Source organism: Pantoea sp. MHSD4 (assembly GCF_021043305.1).
Classification (GTDB): Bacteria; Pseudomonadota; Gammaproteobacteria; order Enterobacterales; family Enterobacteriaceae; genus Pantoea; species Pantoea eucalypti.
The window spans coordinates 108,171-124,863 of record NZ_JAJNDH010000006.1 but is presented as its reverse complement, the minus strand read 5'-3'; the positions used below and the strand labels follow the sequence as shown (position 1 = coordinate 124,863).

The window sequence follows — 16,693 nt, the reverse complement described above, 5'->3', positions numbered from 1 at the left end:
ATACATTACGTCAACGTCGCGCGAAATCCGAAAGCAATCTGTGCTACTTAGAGTGCTAAAGTTATCCACAAGTTCAATTATAGCGGTGAATATTTTACACACAGATGACAGGAAGGGAAGAGGGAGAAATCCTCTGCACCCACCATCGGTAGCAGAGGACCATTATAACAAAAAAATGTTGCAGGCGTTTACTGCGGCGTAAATCGACGTAAATGTTGTACCGTTGCCAGCCACGCAGCCACCCAGCCGATGATTGCTGCAATCAGTAAAAGCAGCAGCGCCTCATCCCAGGAGAAGCCTTCCAGCGAGAAGGTGGTACCAAATACGGTCGCCACACTGGCGACGACAGACTGGAGACGCAGCACCAGCACTTCCGACAGCAGCAGCGACAGCACCGCGCCGCTGAACCCCAGCAGCGCCCCGCCGTAGAGGAAAGGACGCAGGATAAAGCCGTCAGTCGCACCAATCAGCTTCTGCACGTTAATCGTGTCGCGTCGGGCAAAGATACTGAGACGAACACTGTTACCGATCACCAGGAACACCGCCACGATCATCAGCACACCAACCATCGACGCGATTTGCCCCACCAGTCCGGTCAGTGCAGCCAGCCGCGCAAACCAGCTGTCATCCATCCGCACTTCATCCACGCCCTGCACTTTGGTGACCCGATCGCGCAGGCTCTGCATGGTGTCAGAGTTCTGGAAATTGAGTTTCGGCGTAATGATGGCTACCGCAGGCAGCGGATTCTGCTCCAGCATATCCATTGCGCCGCCAAAGCCTGACCAGTTGCGGAACTCATTCAGCGCCTCTTCCCGTGTCAGGTAGTTAACGTTATCCACGCCTTCGACCTGCTTGAGCTGCGCCACGACGTTTTCTGCTGCCGTGTCATCAAGCGTTTTGGAGAGATAAACGGTTAACTGCGGCGCCGGATACCATTGCGTGGCCGCCTGGCTAACGTTTTTCCACACCATGTAGCAGACGCTGGGCAGCGTCAGGGAGATGGCAATAACCATCACCGTCAGCAGCGTGGCCAGCGGCTGACGCCACATGTCTGAGAGCGTACCACGCAGTGCATAGCGCCACTGCTCCTGCCAGCCGCCCTTCAGCGCTTTACTCTTCGATGGCTGCTTCGCTTTCGGTGCAGCCGGACGTTTAATGCGTTTATTGACCATCGTGGCCTCCGTGCAGACGTCCCTGATTCAGCGTCATCATCCGGTAATTACGCCGGGCGATCAGGCCGCTGTCATGCGTTGCCATCAGAACGGTGACGCCAACGCGGTTAAACTCTTCGAACAGGCGCAGAATGTCTTCTGACAGCGCGTCATCAAGGTTACCGGTCGGTTCATCTGCCAGCAGCACGGCTGGCTTGTTCACCACCGCCCGGGCGATGCCCACACGCTGCTGTTCACCACCCGAAAGCTGAATCGGATAACTTTTCGCTTTGTCGAGCAGGCCGACTTTATCCAGCGCCGCCGAGACGCGACGACGAATATCTTCGCCGCTGGCACCGGAAATAATCAGTGGGATAGCCACATTGTCGTAAACAGAGCGATCCATCAGCAGGTGGTGATCCTGGAAGATCATGCCAATCTGACGACGCAGGAAAGGCACCTCACTGTTGCGCAGGCGGGAAATGTCATGGCCGCTGAACCAGATTTTTCCGGCACTCGGGCGCTCAATGCCACAAATCAGCTTCAGCAAGGTACTTTTACCGGCACCGGAGTGGCCGGTCAGAAACGCCATTTCGCCAGGACGCAGACGGAAATCTACTCCCTGTAGCGCCTGACGTCCGCCGAGATATGCCTTACTGACCTCTTCAAAGCGAATCATCCTAATTAGTCCTCTCGGGCAAACAATGCCTCAATAAAATCTTCCGCCTTAAACGGCCGTAAATCTTCAATGCCTTCACCGACGCCGATGTAGCGAATCGGAATACCGAACTGATCGGCCACCGAGAAGATGACGCCGCCTTTAGCGGTGCCATCCAGCTTGGTGAGCGCGATACCGGTCACGCCAACCGCTTCGTTAAACAGTCGGGCCTGGCTGACCGCATTCTGTCCGGTGCTGGCATCCAGCGTCAGCATCACTTCGTGTGGCGCTGAATCATCCAGTTTTTTCATCACGCGGGTGATTTTTTTCAGCTCTTCCATCAGGTGCGATTTGTTCTGCAGACGACCGGCCGTATCAGCAATCAGCACGTCAACGCCGCGCGATTTAGCTGCCTGAATGGCATCGAAGATCACCGACGCCGAATCTGCACCCGTGTGCTGAGCAATCACAGGAATGTTATTACGCTGGCCCCACACCTGCAGCTGCTCAACCGCCGCTGCACGGAAGGTATCACCAGCCGCTAACATCACCGTTTTGCCTTCGGCCTGATACTGGCGCGCCAGCTTACCGATGGTCGTAGTTTTACCCACGCCATTGACGCCAACCATCAGGATGACAAACGGCGTTTTGCCTGAGACTTCCAGTGGCGCATCCACTTTTGCCAGAATCGAGGCCATTTCCGCTTTCAGCAGGCCGTAGAGCGCTTCGGCGTCACGCAGCTGCTTGCGGTTTGCCTGCTGAGTAAGATGGGTAATGATGCGGCGCGTGGTATCCACACCGACATCCGCAATCAGCAGCTGCTCTTCCAGCTCATCAAACAGGTCATCATCAATCTTTTTGCCACGGAACAGACTGATAAAACCGGAACCGAGGTTCTGACGGGTTTTGACCAGGCTGCGCTTCAGGCGGGCAAAGAAGCCCTCTTTGCTGGGACGTTCCTGCTCCTGCACGATGAGTGGCGCGGCGGCCAGCGGAAGATCGCTGACGGTGTCGGATAATGTATCTGCCGGTTCCGCGTCAGTGACGTCGGCTTCGCCCAGTGCCAGCGCGGTCAGCTCTTCTTCGCTTAATGGCGCGTCTGCTTCACTGTGTGGCGTTTCAACGATAGGAGCATCGCCCAGCGCCAGCGCTGTCAGCTCTTCGTCGCTTAACGGCGCGTCTGCTTCACTGTCCGGGATTTCAATGATCGGAGCGTCGCCCAGCGCCAGCGCGGTCAGCTCTTCTTCGCTTAACGGCGCGTCTGCTGATGCGTCGTCCGCGATCGGCGTGACCACATCGTCGGCATCGATAACCGGCGTCGCGTCATGTTCAGGTGCGGAGACGTCCAGTAATGCTTCAGGATCGGCCTCAATCGGCTCAGCCTCATCGAGCACCGCCGGTGCTGATTCGTGCGGCGCAGCCGCGGTGACGTCCGCCTCACGCTGCTGTTCGGCCACCGTTTCGGTGATAGCGACAGTCTCTTCCGCTTGCGCTTCAGCCTGGCTTAATGCCGGCGCTTCCTGTTCAGTCTGCTGCTGTGCGGGTTCTGCGACCTCGTGTGTCTGCTCCTCCGCTACAGGTTGTTTCTCTTCCTCTTTGCCAAATCCCAGCCAGGAAAAAAAGCCACGTTTTTTCTCTTTTGCCATTGTGTGACGACACTCCTCGATGGCTTTGTCCCGGTCGCGCGTGGTTTCCAGGGGTAAATCAATGAAAGTCGGTCAGCGCCAGACCGGCGTAAACCGCAGAATAATGCATGACTTCAGCAACTCAGTAGTCTAACACTTTCCAGCCAGCTCACCACAGCACCCTTTTTTAACGTTTCTTCTCACCGATTCGCCCGTTAAACTACGCAACAAATTATGACGAGTTGTGAGCAAGATGAATAAAAACCCCCGCAGTACAGGCGGTGCCGGGCAGATTCGCATCATTGGCGGCCAGTGGCGCGGACGTAAATTGCCGGTGCCGGACAGTGCCGGACTCCGCCCGACCACCGATCGGGTGCGTGAGACACTGTTTAACTGGCTGGCCCCGGTGCTGCCAGAGGCGCGATGCCTCGACTGCTTTGCCGGTAGCGGTGCATTAGGACTGGAGGCGCTATCGCGTTACGCGGGATCGGCTACGCTACTGGAGCTGGAACGGCCTGTGGCACAACAGCTCACAAAAAATCTGCAGACGCTGCGCGCGAGCAATGGCACTGTGATTCAGACCAATGCGTTAAACTGGCTGGCACAGCCGGGTACCCCGTTCGATGTGGTGTTTATTGATCCGCCGTTTCGTCAGGGATTGCTGGAGCAGACGTTGCAGTTGCTGGAGCAGAATCACTGGCTGGCCGACCAGGCACTGATTTACGTCGAAAGTGAAGTGGAAAATGGCGCACCGCCGGTGCCGCCCGAGTGGGATCTTTATCGCGAGAAAATAGCCGGACAAGTGGCTTATCGTTTGTATCAACGTCAACAGGAGACGCAGGATGTTACTTAATTTGGGGCGTCTGTTGATGCTATGCGTGTGGGGATTTTTACTGGCTAATCTGGTTCATCCCTACCCGAAACCGCTGACGTATTTTATCAACGTTGCGCTGATTTTCATGATCCTGATGCATGGCCTGCAGCTGGTTTTACTGCGCACCACGCAGACCAAAGATGCGCCGCCAATTGACCGCGTCACCCAGGCCAAAGTGTTTCTGTTCGGGGTGTTCGAACTGGTCGCCTGGCAGAAGAAAAACTTCCCACGCAAGAAATAGTGCCGTGCGGGCGCCATGCCCGCCGGTCACTGCAGGGGCGTGAAGCTGATAAAGCGCGTGCCCTGCATCTTCAACTCGCCTCTCGCGCCTTTATCCAGCTGATGATATTCCGCCTCTTTCAGCTGCACCTTGATGTCGCTGGCCCCGTTCAGTGGATGAAACAGCACCTCATACCGCATCTCTTCTCCGGCGATCACCTCACGCTGCCGTGAACGGCGATTGGGAGAAGGAAATTCACGTTTAGTTTTGACCTCGGCCTGCAGAGAACGCACCGGTGAGGCATCATTGACCGCCACTTCACGGCGTTGCTTAATGAACTGACGGGTCGCCAGCACGGCGATTATCGCCAGGACAATGATAAAGATTAGCGGCGGTTTGCTCATAGTGCTCTTGTGCCTGCGGGGAAAATTAATCAGGCGGTAAAGCATACAACCAGAGTTGACCGATTGTCACATCTCAGGGGCTTAACCTAAACTGGAAGGGATATTTTGGGATCTTTCACCACTTTGAGTAAAAAAGGGAGAAACAATGCTCTGGTCTTTCCTCGCTGTACTTTTCTCCGGCTGGCTCTATGTCGACGCCACCTATCGCGGCCCTCAGTGGCAACGCTGGCTGTTTAAACCGGTCACACTGCTGCTGCTTGTCGGGCTGGCCTGGCAGGCGCCGGTGCTGCAGACCACGGACTACCTGATTCTGGCCGGTCTGGTCGCGACACTGGTCGGTGATGCGTTAACGCTGCTGCCGCGTCAGCAGATGCTCTATGCCGTCGGGGCTTTCTTCCTGTCGCACCTGCTTTATACGCTCTGCTTCGCCGCCAGCATGACCATGACCTTCTTCTGGCCGATTCCGCTAACGTTGCTCATTATCGGTGCCGCCCTGACTGGCATCATCTGGAGCCGACTGGAAGATCTTCGCTGGCCTGTCTGTACGTTTATCGGCATGACGCTGGTGATGACCTGGATAGCGACCGAGCAGTACTTCTTCCGTCCAACTGATTACAGCTTCTCTATCATGGTCGGTGCCGGCCTGCTGCTGCTGGCAAACGCCGTCTGGTTTATCTCGCACTATCGCCGTCGCTTCACCGCTGACAGCGCGATCGTCGCCGCCTGCTACTTTGCCGGTCATTTTATGATCGTGCGCTCATTGTGGGTCGTCTGAGAAAATAGCCTTGACTCTGGAGTTCACTCCAGAGTGTAGGATAGCGGGATGAGCCGGGTTGCTCATCCCGCTTTTTTTTACACTCTGGAGGTCATATGCATCAACATCACGCCTGTGGCTGCGGCAAACCGCGTGCCAGCCACGCCGCAGCGAAACCGCTGTGCCAGGTTCGTCAGGCCCGTCCCCTCTCCCTTTCTATTCATGCTGCTACACCCGTAACGGCGGATACAGCGGGCTGTTGCTGTGACAGTAACAGCAGCCCTGGCAATGACGCCGACGCCGCTGAGGAAAGTGACCGGCGAGGCTCCTGGCCCTTTAGCTGGCAGGTCAGCGGGATGGATTGCCCGAGCTGCGCCCGCACCATTGAAACCGCCGTCCGTCAGGTAAAAGGCGTGACCGACGCCCGCGTGCTGTTCAGCAGCGAAAAGCTGGTCGTCAACGCCGATCAGGATGTGCAAAACGCCGTTGAACAGGCGGTGAAAAAAGCCGGTTTTCAGCTCGCCATTCCATCAGCCTCGTCACCCGCCACGGCAGCCACTCCGGGCTGGCAACAGAACCGGATGCTGATTTTGCTGGCATTGCTGGTACTCGTCAGCAGCGTCGTCAGCCAGTTCGCACCCGCCTGGGGCGATCGGCTGTTTGTGCTGACCACGCTGGTCGGCCTGATCCCGGTCGCACGCGGTGCATGGCAGCGCATTCGCAGCGGATCGCCTTTTACCATTGAGACATTAATGACACTGGCGTCAGCCGGTGCGCTGATTATTGGCGCGCACGCTGAAGCCGCGATGGTGCTGGTGCTGTTTCAACTGGGCGAACAGCTGGAAAGCTATGCCGCTTCCAGGGCGCGCAGCGGCGTCACCAGCCTGATGGCCTTGCGGCCTGAGTCGGCTATTCGCCTTGAACAGGGCAAACGTCGTGAAGTACCGCTGGCGGCGCTGCAACCCGGCGATGTGATTGAAGTCGCGGCGGGCAGCCGCCTGCCGGTCGACGGCCGTTTAATCAGCCCGCTTGCCAGTTTCGATGAGAGCGCGCTGACCGGAGAATCATTACCGGTCACGCGGGCCAGCGGCGAAAAGATTCTCGCCGGCGCCACCAGCGTGGATCGGCAGGTAATGCTGGAAGTGGTGTCGAAGCCGGGTGAAAGCGCGATTGACCGTATCCTGCAGCTGATTGAGGAGGCGGAAACGCACCGTGCGCCGGTAGAACGCTTTATCGATCAGTTCAGTCGCATCTATACGCCACTGGTGATGCTGCTGTCGCTGCTGGTGATGGTGGTGCCGCCCCTGCTTTTCGCAGGCGACTGGCAGCCGTGGATCTACAAAGGTCTGACGCTGCTGCTGATTGGCTGCCCCTGTGCGCTGGTGATCTCCACGCCCGCCGCGATTACCTCCGGGCTGGCGGCGGCGGCGCGACAGGGCGCGCTGATTAAAGGCGGTGCGGCGCTGGAGCGGCTGAGTTCGCTGCGCAGAATGGCGTTTGATAAAACCGGCACACTGACGCTGGGCAAGCCACAACTGACGCAGATCCTGCGATTTGGCGAGGCCAGCGAATCAGAGATGCTGGCGCTGAGCGCCGCTGCGGAACAGGGTGCGACCCATCCACTGGCCAGCGCCATCGTGGCGGCCGCGCAGGCGCGTGAGCTGGTGATTCCTGACGCGCAGGATCAGCAGGTGCAGGCCGGACGTGGTATCCGTGCGCAGGTCTCAGGCCAGCAGATTCAGCTGCTGACGCCAGGCCATGCTCCCGGTCTGACGCCGAAGCAAAATGCGCAGATAGCGCAACAGGAAGCCGAAGGTGAAACGCTGGTAGTGCTGATGCGCGATGGCGACGCGCTGGGTGCGCTGGCCCTGCGCGATCAACTGCGCGACGACGCCGTGGAGGCGTTAAAGGCGCTGAAAAAGCTGGGCATTGAGAGCCTGATGCTGACGGGTGACAATCCTCGCGCCGCAGCAACCATTGCCCGCCAGCTCGATATCGATTATCGCGCCAGCCTGCTGCCCGCCGATAAGGTGGCGGCCATCCGTGAACTGAGTCAGCAGCAGCCGCTGGCGATGGTCGGAGATGGTATTAACGACGCCCCGGCGATGAAAGCGGCGACGCTGGGCATTGCCATGGGCAGCGGCACTGATGTCGCGCTGGAAGCAGCCGATGCGGCCCTGACGCGAAATCAGCTCAGCAATCTGGCCCCGATGATTGCGCTGGCACGCCGGACACGGCGCATCATCCGCCAGAATATCGGTATTGCGCTGGGTCTGAAGGCGATTTTCCTGGTCACTACCCTGATGGGCCTGACCGGACTGTGGCTGGCGGTGCTGGCAGATTCCGGTGCGACCGCGCTGGTCACTGCCAACGCCTTGCGGTTACTGCGTCGTCGCGCCTGAGTGTGAGGCTTCTGATCGATGAGTAAAGTTAACGACGGCCCGAACGGCTGTCGTTAACCCGCCATGCCTTTACGGATCAGAAACTGATAAGGCAGCGTGTCGGTCTGCTGCGCCAGCAGGCCATGTTCCATAAAGCGGCAGAAGCCGGGAATGTCGCGCGTCGTCGCCGGATCGTCGGCGATAATCAGCAACGTCTCGCCATCCTGCAGGCCGCGTACGGTTTTGCGCACCATCATCACCGGCTCCGGGCAACGCAGGCCACGGGCATCCAGCTGATGATCGGCAGAGGAAAAAGCATCGCTCATAATCAACTCGGTTCAGCAAAAGGGCGCCTATTCTAGCGCGTGCTGGCGGTGAAGCAAGGCGATAACGATTGCGTTAAAATTAACCATTGCATAAAAAGCACAACGCGGTAAGATGCCGCCGCTTTTTGCTCATAAAACTGCCAGGCGCTGCCCGAACGGCGTCCCGCAATGGGTTCCCTCACCCCAACATTAAAAAGGTTGAATATGCTCGCATTTTCTTCACGTCAGCGCATGCATGCGCTTTTCTGGTTGTCGCTGTTTCACCTGCTGGTGATCACATCAAGTAACTATCTGGTACAGCTGCCAATTTCTGTCTTTGGTTTCCACACCACCTGGGGTGCATTCAGCTTTCCCTTTATCTTCCTGGCGACCGATCTCACCGTGCGTATTTTTGGCGCACCGCTGGCCCGACGCATTATTCTGGCTGTGATGATCCCGGCGCTGTTTATCTCTTACGGCGTTTCGGCACTGTTTTATCAGGGTGAATGGCAGGGCTGGCAGGCACTGGAAGTCATGAATCTCTTTGTTGCCCGTATCGCCTGCGCCAGCTTCATGGCTTACGCGCTGGGTCAGATCCTCGACGTTCATGTATTCAACCGTCTGCGTCGTCTGCCACAGTGGTGGATAGCACCCGGCTGTGCCATGTTCCTGGGAAATATCAGCGATACGCTGGCCTTCTTCTTCATCGCCTTCTACAAAAGTCCTGATGCCTTTATGGCGCAGCACTGGGTTGAGATTGCACTGGTGGATTACAGCTTCAAAGTGCTTATCTGCATGGTCTTCTTCCTGCCCGCCTACGGCGTATTGCTCAACGCCGCGCTGAAGCGTCTGGCGGAACGCCAGACCGCCCGCCAGGTCAATTTCGGCTGAGCCGGGTTTATCAGACGTTATTGTTGCAGGCTGTCTGGACACGGACAGCGCGGAACAATCCGTAGTACACGTAGTTCGTGAGGATTACTCGCTGCGCTCGCCCCTTCAGGGCCGCCCTGACGGGCGTTCAGGTTGCTAAAGCAGCCTGTGTGAGCACTGCCCAGGTTCAGAATGACAAAAAAATAGTCTGATTGGCCAGGCGCTAAGAGCCCATACCATTTCCGCCATTACCCGCTAAGATCTTCTGACAATCATCAGGTTGCGTTTGCAGCCTGATTCCTGTTGTATTACTGCCTGACTGGAAACTTAAAAAGGGATTCTGATGCGCAATCTGGTGAAATATGTAGGAATGGGTTTACTGGTATTGGGCTTAGCCGCCTGTGACCAGAAGAAAGATGAAGCGGCGAATGACAACGGCGTCAGCGCCAGTCAGTCGGCGCAGACTGTCACGCTGATGGATGGCAAACTGAGCTTCTCACTGCCACCAGGCATGTCAGATAAAAGCGGTAAACTGGGTTCGCAGACCACGAACATGCACGTTTACGCAGATGAAACCGGTGCCCGCGCCATCATTGTGATTGCCGGCGACCCGACCAGTGATGGGCTGGATGTGCTGTCGAAGCGCATGGAACAGCAGCAGCGTAACCGCGACCCGCAGCTGCAGGTGGTGTCGAACAAATCTGTGACGCTGAAAGATCAGCCCGCACAGCAGCTGGATACGGTGATTTCTGCCAACAATCAGACCTCATGGTCTTCCGTGGTGCTGGCTAAAGTCGATGGCAAGCTGGTGACACTGCAGATTACGCTGCCAGGCGATAATCAGCAGCAGGCGCAGAGCGATGCAGACAACATTGTGAAAAGCATTACGCTGAAGTAAAACAAAAGGCTGGCTTCCCACGGGGAAGCCAGCCTTTATTCAGAGCAGATTATAAACCTGTATTTTCCCGGATATATTTCCGCGCTTTCACGGCATATTCAAAAGGATTGGCCAGCGCCGGATCCTGCTCCGCTTCCACCACCATCCAGCCTTTGTAGCCGTAATCATCCAGAATTTTAAACACCGGTTTGAAGTCGATCACGCCATCGCCAGGCACGGTAAAGGTGCCCTTTTTCACGCCTTCCAGGAATGAGAGATGATTCTCCCGCACCTCAGCGACCACCTCATCACGCACATCCTTGAGATGAACGTGGAAGATGCGCGGCAGATATTTTTCCAGTACCGCCAGCATCTTCTGCTGAGAGCCTTCGGAGTAGTAAACGTGGCCAGTGTCATAGAGCAAACCCACCTGCTCGTCAGTCATCACCATAAACCGGTCAATCTCTTCCGTGGTCTGAATGCCAGTGCCCATGTGGTGATGCAGCGTCACGCGCATCCCTTTCTCCGCTGCGATGCGGGCGAGTTCGTTGTAGCCTTCTGCCGTTAACTGCCACTCTTCATCGCTGAAAATCGCTTTCTCTTCAAACACCGCAAGCCCGGTGCCCTGAATACTTTTACTCTGCTCAGAACAGCCAATTATCCGTGCGCCCATCGCATGCAGGAAGTTCATGTGCTCGATGAACTGTTCGATGGTTTTCTCTTTGTCACCGTTGGCGAAAAAGGTGCTGAACCAGGCGTTGCAGATCTGGATGCCGCGAATGTCGAGCATCGGTTTCAGAATCGCCGGATCGCGCGGGTATTTGCTGCCCACTTCGCTGCCGGTAAAGCCAGCCAGCGCCATCTCGCTCACGGTCTGCTGGAAAGTATTTTCACTGCCGAGATCCGGCATGTCATCATTGGTCCAGCCGATCGGCGCGATAGCCAGTTTTACGTTCTCTTTGTTCATTTTCTCATTCCCAGGCGGAGAGCGGCCAGGCCGCATAGACAGCTGAATCAGTTATAGAAAGCAGGACGTGGCGGCATCTCTACCGGCTCAATCGCACCACTGTTCTGCGCTTTGATACAGGCATCGGCGGCCACGGAGGCGGCAAAGCCATCCCATGCAGAAGGTCCGGTAAGCTGGCCCGCTTTGATGTCGTTGATAAACGCCTGCAGCTCAACGTCATACGCTTCGATAAAGCGATCTTTCCAGTCCACCAGAATGGTGTTCGACAGGCGCGCATCTTTGCGCAGCTGTACTGATGAAGGCTCCGGCAGACGAGCAATCCCCTCTTCACCGACCACTTCACACTGAATGTCATAGCCGTAAGCGCAGTTAACAAAAATCTCAACGTCGATACGCACCCCTTTGTGGGTTTCGAACAGGACGATCTGCGGATCTTTCAGCTGACCATGCGACTTCGACGTCACGCGCGGGAAGATGACCTGCACGGTTTTATAGTCGTCGTTTGTCAGCCAGCGCAGCACATCCAGCTCGTGGATGAGGGTGTTGGTGATGGCCATCGGCGTGGTGTAGTTCTCTGGCACGGTCGGGTTGCGGTGCGCGCAGTGCAGCATCAGCGGCTCACCGATATCGCCATCGGTAATCACTTTTTTCAGGGCGCGATAGCCCGCATCGTAAGGACGCATAAAGCCGACCTGCACCAGGCGTTTACCGGCCTGAATCTCTGCATCCACCACCCGGCGGCAGCCCTCGGCGCTCATCGCCAGCGGCTTCTCACAGAACACCGGTTTACCGGCGGCAATCGCCGCTAAGGTGAACTCTTCATGGGTTGGATCCCATGAGGTGACCAGCACCGCATCAACATTCGGTGACTGAATCACATCGTGGCCATTTTCGAACACCTCCGCCTCAATGTTCAGGCGCTGCAGTGCAGCACGCGCGCCTTCGACATTGATGTCAGAGACGGCAACCACCTGGGCACCCTGCAGCACATGGCTGCAGCGGCGAATATGTTCCTGACCAATTGCACCTGTACCGATGACACCAAGTTTCAAAGTCATAATTACACCTGTGTAGGGTTCGTACGGAGAAGAGGAAAACGGGCCGCAGCACGGCCCGGAAATTAATATTTGCGCGCCTGATCCAGATGGCTGTTGAGCTTGTCCGCCACCGCCTGAGCGCGTTCGGTCTTCGACGCCTGCGCCACACCGACATGCCACCAGCTGAAATATTTGTGGATCATGGTTTTAGGCAGCACTTTGATGTCGATAAGGGTGGAAACCGTCTGGGTGCGGGCATCTTCCAGCGCCGCTTTGAGCTGCTCCAGCGTGGTGACACGATAGGTTTTGCAGCCATAACCGGCAGCAATCGCGGCGAAATCGACCGGGATAAAACCGCCGTCCAGCTTGCCGCCTTCCGGGTTACGGAAGCGGAACTCGGTGGTGAAGCTGTCCATGCCGTGTTCCATCTGCAGGTTATTGATGCAGCCGTTGGTCATGTTATCCAGCAGCACCACGTTAATTTTCGCCCCTTCCTGAATCGAGGTGACCAGCTCTGAGTGCAGCATCATAAAGGAGCCATCACCGACCAACGCATAGACCTCGCGCTGCGGTTGCGCCAGCTTCACACCCAGCGCGGCATTCACTTCATAGCCCATGCAGGAGTAGCCATATTCAACGTGGTAGGCGTTGTAATCTTTGGTGCGCCAGACGCGCTGCAGGTCACCCGGCAGACTGCCTGCCGCTGCCACGACCACCGCATCTTTTGGCAGTTGCTCGTTCAGTGTGCCGAGTACGCTGCTTTGCGTCAGCAGCGACTGGGTCAGGCGGTTAAATTCAGCGAACACCGCTTCGCGGTCGAGATGGTCAGCAATCTCCGGCACAAAGTCGCCATCGTGATATTCCACCTGGTAGACGCGCTGCGTCTCTTTCAACAGCTGACTCTGCGCCTGCTCAATCTGATTGCCCCAGTCGTTGCTGTAGTGCTGTGAGGCCAGCGCGGCGGTGAGCGCGGTCAGCCCTTCGCGGGCATCGGCCAGCAGCTGCACGCCATCCAGCTTGTAGCTGTCGAAGTTGCTGACATTGATGTTCAGGAAGCTGACATCGGGATGCTGGAAAATCCATTTCGATGCAGTCGTGAAATCGGTGTAGCGGGTGCCGATGCCGATCACTAAATCGGCCTCTTTTGCCAGCAGGTTAGCGGCCAGACAGCCGGTTTCACCCACGCCGCCGACGTTCAGCGGATGGTCAGAAACCAGCGTGCCTTTGCCCGCCTGCGTCTCGGCAAAGGGAATCTGATAACGCTCAGCAAACTGGCGCAGCGCCTCGCCCGCTTCGGAGTATTTCACACCGCCGCCGCAGATAATCATCGGCTTGCGCTTACGATTAATCAGCGTCAGGGCATCTGCCAGCTGCGCCGCCACCGGCAGACGGCGATCCAGACGGTGCACACGTTTCTGGAAGAAGTAGTCCGGATAATCCCAGGCTTCGCCCTGCACATCCTGCGGAAGAGAGAGCGTGACCGCGCCGGTTTCAGCCGGATCGGTGAGTACGCGCATGGCATTAATACAGGCGGACATCAGCTGCTCCGGGCGGCTGACGCGATCCCAGTATTTGCTGACGGCGCGAAAGGCGTCGTTGGTGCTGATGCTGAGGTCGTAGCTCTGCTCAATCTGTTGCAGCACGGGATCGGGCTGGCGGGTAGCGAAGACGTCGCCGGGCAACAGCAGCAGCGGAATGCGGTTAGCTGTCGCCGTCGCGGCGGCAGTGATCATATTCGCCGCACCAGGCCCCACGGATGAACTGCAGGCGATAATCTGACGGCGCAGTGACTGGCGTGCAAAGCCGGTGGCAGCATGGGCCATGCCCTGCTCATTACGGCCCTGATAAACCATCAGATCGCCGCTATCCTGTTCCAGCGCCTGGCCCAGCCCCAGCACGTTGCCATGGCCGAAGATCGCGAAGATACCTTTGACGAACTTCGTTTCAACGCCATCGACATCAATGAATTGATTATCCAGAAATTTAACCAGCGCCTGTGCCGTGGTCAGTCTGATAGTGCTCATATTCTTCCTTACATGCTGGTGGACCCCGACTTCCGCAACAGCACGCCAGGCGTTGTCATGGGCGGAAAAGGCGACCGGAATAACTGAAACGTGAGGCGATTATAAACAAATATTTTTTTCATAAAACACGATTACAGAAGAAACATTTCATTTTGCGAGTGAGATCAAATTTAATGGCGGCTTCAGGTGTGACGGGGGATTGCAGAGGGGAAATCTGGAACGTTTAACAGAGAGTGGCACATGATGAAAAAATTTATTTCAATGCAGCAGCATGCCTGACTGGCGTGCGGATTCCTGCGATCCCCTTCACAACCCTGGCATACCGGACATCGTGCCGACGAAGACTGCGCAGACGGAAGAGAATCAGGAGTTTTACCTGGTTCACAAAATTGCGATGGATATTTCATTTCGTGTTGAATATGGAATTTTTATTCCTCATAATTCTCCCATTGTCAGTCAGACACCCACAGACCCGGATGCAGAGCGAATATAGCGTCGACCTTTTCGCCCGCCAGCCCTGCTAATCACAAGAGGAAACCACAGGTATGAGTACACAACAGAAGCCGCTTGATGTGATTTGTATCGGGCGAATTGCCGTTGATTTTTATGGCCAGCAAATTGGAGCGCGGCTGGAAGATGTCACCTCCTTTGCGAAATATCTGGGCGGTTCCTCAGGCAACGTCGCCTATGGCACCGCGATTCAGGGGCTGAAATCAGCGATGCTGGCGCGGGTGGGAGATGAGCATAATGGTCGCTTTCTGCGTGAAGCGTTGCAGCGCGTCGGCTGTAATACCGATGCGTTGATCACCGATCCGCGGCGTCTGACGGCACTGGTGATCCTGGGCATCAAAGACGAAGAGACTTTTCCGCTGATTTTCTACCGTGATAACTGCGCTGACATGGGGCTGGTGCCGGAAGATATTGATGAAACCTTTATTACCTCTTCCCGCGCGGTAGCGGTAACCGGCACTCACTTATCGCATCCACAAACCCGTGAAGCTGTGCTGAAAGCGCTGGATATCGCCCGCCGCAACGGTCTGCGCACGGCGCTGGATATTGATTACCGCCCGGTATTGTGGGGGCTGACCTCGCTGGGTGACGGTGAAACGCGTTTCATTGAGTCTTCCCAGGTTACGCAGCAGTTGCAGGAAGTGGTGCACTATTTCGATTTGATCGTCGGCACCGAAGAGGAGTTTCACATCGCCGGTGGCAGCACCGACACCCTGACTGCTCTGAAGAACGTTCGCAAGGCGAGCCAGGCAACGCTGGTCTGCAAACGCGGTCCGCTGGGTTGCGTGGTGTTTGAAGGGGATATACCGGATAGCTGGGAAGAGACTCAGCTGCACACCGGCGTGCGCGTTGACGTGCTCAACGTGCTGGGCGCGGGTGATGCCTTTATGTCTGGCCTGCTGCGCGGCTGGCTGAATGATGAAGGCTGGGAGCAGGCGTGCCGTTACGCCAACGCCTGTGGGGCGCTGGTGGTTTCACGCCACGGCTGTGCCCCGGCCATGCCAACCAAAGCGGAACTGGATGATTTCCTGAGCCGCGACAAAGAGGTGAAACGTCCCGATCTCGACAGTCGTCTCAACCACCTGCACCGCGTGACCACCCGCAAGCAGGCGTGGCCGGAGCTGAACGTTTTCGCTTTTGATCATCGCAAACAACTGGCGGACATGGCGGAGGAAGCGGGCGTGGATGAAAGCCGTATTCCACAGCTGAAACTGCTGCTGCTGGAAGCCGCTCAGAAGGCCGCCAGAGAGGCGGGATTAGAGAATAAGAGCGGTATTCTGGCGGATACCACCTATGGTCAGAAAGCGCTGAATGCCATCACCGGGAAGAACTGGTGGATTGGCCGTCCGATTGAGCTGCCGAGCTCACGTCCGCTGCGCCTGGAGCATGGCAACATTGGCTCGCAGCTGATCGACTGGCCCGCCGAGCACGTCGTGAAATGTCTGGTGTTTTATCATCCTCACGACAGTGCTGAACTGCGCAAAGAGCAGGATGACGTGGTGCTCGATGTCTGGAATGGCTGTAATAAAAGCGGGCATGAGCTGCTGCTGGAAGTGATTCTCCCGGAGAGCAACCCGGATAAAAATGAAGCCTATTACCTTGATATGCTGACGCATTTCTACAGTCTGGGCATCCAGCCTGACTGGTGGAAACTGCCACCGCTGTCCGCGGAAAGCTGGCAGGCGATCAGCACGCTGATTGAGCAGCAGGATCCCCACTGTCGCGGCATTCTGTTGCTCGGTCTGGATGCGCCTGAAGAGAAGCTTAAAGCGGGCTTTGCCGCGGCGGCCAACGCGCCCTGGGTGAAAGGCTTTGCGGTGGGTCGCACCATCTTTGGTCAGCCTTCGCGCCAGTGGCTGCAGGGTGAACTGGACGATCAGGCGCTGATTGAGACCGTTAAAGGCAATTATCTGCGGCTGATTGAGTACTGGCGTGCTGCCCGCGCCTGATTTCATGCTCTGCTATAGACTGTCTCAACCGCGATGGCCTCAGACGGCTGACTTACTCAAGGCAGGGTGAAGGTTGCAGCAACAAAT

The 16,693-nt window shown here is 56.8% G+C and carries 15 protein-coding genes; 7 read left to right on the top strand and 8 right to left on the bottom strand.

Annotated elements, in window-relative coordinates:
* Positions 1-188: 188 nt before the first annotated feature.
* Genes ftsX through ftsY form a run of 3 tightly spaced genes read right to left on the bottom strand, consistent with a single transcriptional unit; the run spans position 189 to position 3,455 of the window.
* The gene (gene ftsX / locus LQK91_RS17600; protein WP_105099962.1) at positions 189-1,172 is read right to left on the bottom strand and encodes a permease-like cell division protein FtsX; all 984 of its coding nucleotides are present in this window, start codon (positions 1,170-1,172) and stop codon (positions 189-191) included.
* Entirely contained in the window at positions 1,162-1,830 is a 669-nt protein-coding gene (gene ftsE, locus LQK91_RS17595) for a cell division ATP-binding protein FtsE (protein ID WP_003852197.1), read from the bottom strand. Before ftsE ends, ftsX begins: the two co-directional genes overlap by 11 nt.
* Before the next feature lie 5 nt (positions 1,831-1,835).
* Positions 1,836-3,455 (bottom strand): signal recognition particle-docking protein FtsY, encoded by a 1,620-nt coding sequence (ftsY, locus tag LQK91_RS17590; RefSeq protein ID WP_105099961.1) that lies wholly within the window; start codon positions 3,453-3,455, stop codon positions 1,836-1,838.
* Between the two features lie 232 nt (positions 3,456-3,687).
* Between ftsY and rsmD the strand changes: the two genes are divergently transcribed.
* Together rsmD and LQK91_RS17580 are read left to right on the top strand one after the other, a co-directional pair.
* A complete protein-coding gene (gene rsmD / locus LQK91_RS17585; RefSeq protein ID WP_003852194.1) occupies positions 3,688-4,287 on the top strand; it encodes a 16S rRNA (guanine(966)-N(2))-methyltransferase in 600 nt (199 codons plus the stop codon).
* Positions 4,277-4,549, top strand: a complete 273-nt coding sequence (locus LQK91_RS17580) for a DUF1145 family protein (RefSeq protein WP_003852192.1) — start codon at positions 4,277-4,279, stop codon at positions 4,547-4,549. Before rsmD ends, LQK91_RS17580 begins: the two co-directional genes overlap by 11 nt.
* Positions 4,550-4,575: 26 nt before the next feature.
* On the opposite strand, the gene LQK91_RS17575 is transcribed toward LQK91_RS17580, so the two are convergent.
* A complete protein-coding gene (locus LQK91_RS17575; RefSeq protein ID WP_039660845.1) occupies positions 4,576-4,932 on the bottom strand; it encodes a DUF2500 domain-containing protein in 357 nt (118 codons plus the stop codon).
* Positions 4,933-5,077: 145 nt separating this feature from the next.
* Here LQK91_RS17575 and LQK91_RS17570 point away from each other — a divergent pair, with 145 nt between their 5' ends.
* A complete protein-coding gene (locus tag LQK91_RS17570) occupies positions 5,078-5,707 on the top strand; it encodes a lysoplasmalogenase (protein ID WP_003852187.1) in 630 nt (209 codons plus the stop codon).
* 95 nt (positions 5,708-5,802) lie between these two features.
* Entirely contained in the window at positions 5,803-8,088 is a 2,286-nt protein-coding gene (locus tag LQK91_RS17565; RefSeq protein ID WP_105099960.1) for a zinc/cadmium/mercury/lead-transporting ATPase, read from the top strand.
* 53 nt (positions 8,089-8,141) lie between these two features.
* On the opposite strand, the gene tusA is transcribed toward LQK91_RS17565, so the two are convergent.
* Entirely contained in the window at positions 8,142-8,393 is a 252-nt protein-coding gene (tusA, locus tag LQK91_RS17560; RefSeq protein WP_003852184.1) for a sulfurtransferase TusA, read from the bottom strand.
* A gap of 204 nt (positions 8,394-8,597) precedes the next feature.
* On the opposite strand from tusA, the gene LQK91_RS17555 reads away from it, so the two are divergent.
* On the top strand, positions 8,598-9,263 hold the full coding sequence (locus LQK91_RS17555) for a 7-cyano-7-deazaguanine/7-aminomethyl-7-deazaguanine transporter (RefSeq protein ID WP_003852182.1): 666 nt from the start codon (positions 8,598-8,600) through the stop codon (positions 9,261-9,263).
* A 322-nt stretch (positions 9,264-9,585) separates the two neighbouring features.
* Positions 9,586-10,140, top strand: coding sequence for a DcrB family lipoprotein (locus tag LQK91_RS17550; protein WP_003852180.1), 555 nt, complete (start codon positions 9,586-9,588; stop codon positions 10,138-10,140).
* Between the two features lie 49 nt (positions 10,141-10,189).
* On the opposite strand, the gene iolE is transcribed toward LQK91_RS17550, so the two are convergent.
* The 3 genes from iolE to iolD all read right to left on the bottom strand — a co-directional run bounded on the left by iolE (position 10,190) and on the right by iolD (position 14,147).
* Positions 10,190-11,086: a myo-inosose-2 dehydratase gene (gene iolE / locus LQK91_RS17545; protein WP_105099959.1), complete on the bottom strand. Its 897-nt coding sequence runs from the start codon at positions 11,084-11,086 to the stop codon at positions 10,190-10,192.
* Positions 11,087-11,133: 47 nt separating this feature from the next.
* Positions 11,134-12,144, bottom strand: a complete 1,011-nt coding sequence (locus LQK91_RS17540) for a Gfo/Idh/MocA family protein (RefSeq protein ID WP_003852177.1) — start codon at positions 12,142-12,144, stop codon at positions 11,134-11,136.
* Positions 12,145-12,206: 62 nt separating this feature from the next.
* Positions 12,207-14,147 (bottom strand): 3D-(3,5/4)-trihydroxycyclohexane-1,2-dione acylhydrolase (decyclizing), encoded by a 1,941-nt coding sequence (gene iolD / locus LQK91_RS17535; protein WP_008926298.1) that lies wholly within the window; start codon positions 14,145-14,147, stop codon positions 12,207-12,209.
* A gap of 545 nt (positions 14,148-14,692) precedes the next feature.
* Between iolD and LQK91_RS17530 the strand changes: the two genes are divergently transcribed.
* The gene (locus tag LQK91_RS17530) at positions 14,693-16,606 is read left to right on the top strand and encodes a bifunctional 5-dehydro-2-deoxygluconokinase/5-dehydro-2-deoxyphosphogluconate aldolase (RefSeq protein ID WP_105099958.1); all 1,914 of its coding nucleotides are present in this window, start codon (positions 14,693-14,695) and stop codon (positions 16,604-16,606) included.
* Positions 16,607-16,693: the final 87 nt, after the last annotated feature.

Bases quoted from the DNA above. Each gene is read 5' to 3' on its own strand.
- LQK91_RS17575 (WP_039660845.1), bottom strand. From the start codon at position 4,932: ATGAGCAAACCGCCGCTAATCTTTATCATTGTCCTGGCGATAATCGCC.
- LQK91_RS17570 (WP_003852187.1), top strand. From the start codon at position 5,078: ATGCTCTGGTCTTTCCTCGCTGTACTTTTCTCCGGCTGGCTCTATGTC.
- rsmD (WP_003852194.1), top strand. From the start codon at position 3,688: ATGAATAAAAACCCCCGCAGTACAGGCGGTGCCGGGCAGATTCGCATC.
- LQK91_RS17555 (WP_003852182.1), top strand. From the start codon at position 8,598: ATGCTCGCATTTTCTTCACGTCAGCGCATGCATGCGCTTTTCTGGTTG.
- LQK91_RS17550 (WP_003852180.1), top strand. From the start codon at position 9,586: ATGCGCAATCTGGTGAAATATGTAGGAATGGGTTTACTGGTATTGGGC.
- ftsX (WP_105099962.1), bottom strand. From the start codon at position 1,172: ATGGTCAATAAACGCATTAAACGTCCGGCTGCACCGAAAGCGAAGCAG.
- LQK91_RS17580 (WP_003852192.1), top strand. From the start codon at position 4,277: ATGTTACTTAATTTGGGGCGTCTGTTGATGCTATGCGTGTGGGGATTT.
- iolE (WP_105099959.1), bottom strand. From the start codon at position 11,086: ATGAACAAAGAGAACGTAAAACTGGCTATCGCGCCGATCGGCTGGACC.
- ftsE (WP_003852197.1), bottom strand. From the start codon at position 1,830: ATGATTCGCTTTGAAGAGGTCAGTAAGGCATATCTCGGCGGACGTCAG.
- LQK91_RS17540 (WP_003852177.1), bottom strand. From the start codon at position 12,144: ATGACTTTGAAACTTGGTGTCATCGGTACAGGTGCAATTGGTCAGGAA.
- iolD (WP_008926298.1), bottom strand. From the start codon at position 14,147: ATGAGCACTATCAGACTGACCACGGCACAGGCGCTGGTTAAATTTCTG.
- LQK91_RS17530 (WP_105099958.1), top strand. From the start codon at position 14,693: ATGAGTACACAACAGAAGCCGCTTGATGTGATTTGTATCGGGCGAATT.
- ftsY (WP_105099961.1), bottom strand. From the start codon at position 3,455: ATGGCAAAAGAGAAAAAACGTGGCTTTTTTTCCTGGCTGGGATTTGGC.
- LQK91_RS17565 (WP_105099960.1), top strand. From the start codon at position 5,803: ATGCATCAACATCACGCCTGTGGCTGCGGCAAACCGCGTGCCAGCCAC.
- tusA (WP_003852184.1), bottom strand. From the start codon at position 8,393: ATGAGCGATGCTTTTTCCTCTGCCGATCATCAGCTGGATGCCCGTGGC.